Origin of the sequence: Kitasatospora sp. NPDC059747, assembly GCF_042732955.1 — a bacterium.
Classification (GTDB): Bacteria; Actinomycetota; Actinomycetes; order Streptomycetales; family Streptomycetaceae; genus Kitasatospora.
In genome coordinates this window covers 1-1634 of sequence record NZ_JBHWGV010000278.1, presented here as the reverse complement: position 1 = coordinate 1634, position 1634 = coordinate 1, and the positions used below count along the sequence as shown (strand labels likewise).

Sequence of the window (1634 nt, the reverse complement as noted above, 5' to 3'; positions counted from 1 at the left end):
TGACCACACCGTCCTTGGTCGCCGAGGCGACGGGAGTGCGGACCGCGATCACCGCGTGGTACTGCGACGCGTCGGAGCCCAGGCAGGAGGCCAGGATCTCGGCAACGGCCCCGGCATCGATCGGGACCGTCTTCGCGCTGGTGACGGTGAAAGGAGCCTGGGTGACAGTGACGCGGGCATCGGATGAGCCGCTGCTGGGGACCGCCGGGGCGCCGGCCGAGCCGGTGCCGCCGGCCGCGGGGGTGGGCGTGGCGGTGGGCGCTTCGGAGGGCTTGCCGCCGGCCGTGAGGGTGGGCGCTTCGGACGGCTTGCCGTGGGCCGCGGGGGTGGGCGTGGAAGTGCTGGTCGCGGCGGTGGCCGCTCCCCCTGCGGTCGCGATGACCGCGGCGGAGGCGGCGATGAGCATGATCGGGCGGATGCGCATGAATCCGTGTCCTTTCCTGCGGGGCGTCCGGTTGAAGCCCGCGCCCCTGTACGCCTCCCTGCGCCCGGCAGGTCGCACCCCGCACACGTGATCCAGGTCATAGGCCCTGGGCGCAACCCGGGGACGGTTCTCGTGCGTACAGGCCGGGAGGCTCCGCCCAGGACGCACGGCTCCACCGCCGCCGGCCGAGGAGCGCTTCCTCGCGAGCCGCCTGTGCCGCGAGCCGACGGACAGTCCCGGAAGAGAGGCCCTTGATGACGCCCCAGGAGTTCGACGCGTTCTACGCGGCGTCCTTCTCCCGCCTGACCGGGCAGCTCTACGCGATGACCGGCAACTGGTCCGAGGCGCAGGACGTGGTCCAGGAGGCCTTCATCCGCGCGTGGGACCGACGGCTCACCTTCAACCCGGACGATGCCCCGGAGGCGTGGATCCGGACCACGGCCCGGCGGTTGGCCCTCTCCCGCTGGCGGCGTCTGGCCCGGGGCCTGCACTTGGCCGGACGCCACCACGGCCAGGAACCACCCACCGTCGAGCCGCCCACCGAGGAGCACCTGCTGGTGGTCACCGCGCTCCGCGACCTGCCCGAGGCGCAGCGGAGCGCCCTGGTCCTGCACCACATGTGCGACCTCTCCGTCGAGCAGGTCGCGGTCGAGACCGGCGCCAGCGTCAGCGCCGTCAAGAGCCGCCTCGCCCGCGGCCGGACCGCGCTCGCGGCCAGACTCGCCGACCGAACCCCGACCAGCGAGGAAGGAAGAATCCGTGTCTGACCCCGTCCACGACACCCTCGGCGACCGGCTGCGGCTGCTCGGCACGCAGATGCCCGCACCGACCCTGCCCGCTGCGGAGATCCGCCGACGCGCCGACCGGCGCCGCCGCCGGCGGCACGCTCTGGGCGCGACCGCGGCCTGCACCGCAGCAGCCCTGTGCCTGGCTGTCCCGTCCGTGCTGCACTCACCGGGACCACACCAAGGATCCGCGCTGAACTCACCGGAGCCACAACAAGGAGCAGCCACCACGGCCGCCTCCTCCGTGTCGGCTTCCCCCCACCCTCCGGCCGCTTTCACCGTCACCAGTACGAGGACGGTCCCGATCGATGCCGGGGCGGTCGCGGAGATCCTGGCCTCCTGCCTGGGCTCGGACGCGTCGCAGTACCACGCGGTGATCGCGGTCCGCACTCCCGTCGCCTCGGCGACCAAGGACGGTGTGGTCC

Annotated in this window: 1 protein-coding gene and 2 pseudogenes; 2 read left to right on the top strand and 1 reads right to left on the bottom strand. The window is 73.4% G+C overall.

The features are described 5' to 3' along the window. Positions 1-424, bottom strand: a pseudogene (locus ACFV4G_RS43490) (hypothetical protein); the annotation flags it as partial. A gap of 254 nt (positions 425-678) precedes the next feature. On the opposite strand from ACFV4G_RS43490, the gene ACFV4G_RS43485 reads away from it, so the two are divergent. Together ACFV4G_RS43485 and ACFV4G_RS43480 are read left to right on the top strand one after the other, a co-directional pair. Beyond that, positions 679-1191, top strand: a complete 513-nt coding sequence (locus ACFV4G_RS43485) for a SigE family RNA polymerase sigma factor (RefSeq protein ID WP_380449203.1) — start codon at positions 679-681, stop codon at positions 1189-1191. After that, positions 1184-1634: pseudogene (locus ACFV4G_RS43480) on the top strand (hypothetical protein); the annotation flags it as partial. The gene ACFV4G_RS43485 and the pseudogene ACFV4G_RS43480, both read left to right, overlap by 8 nt.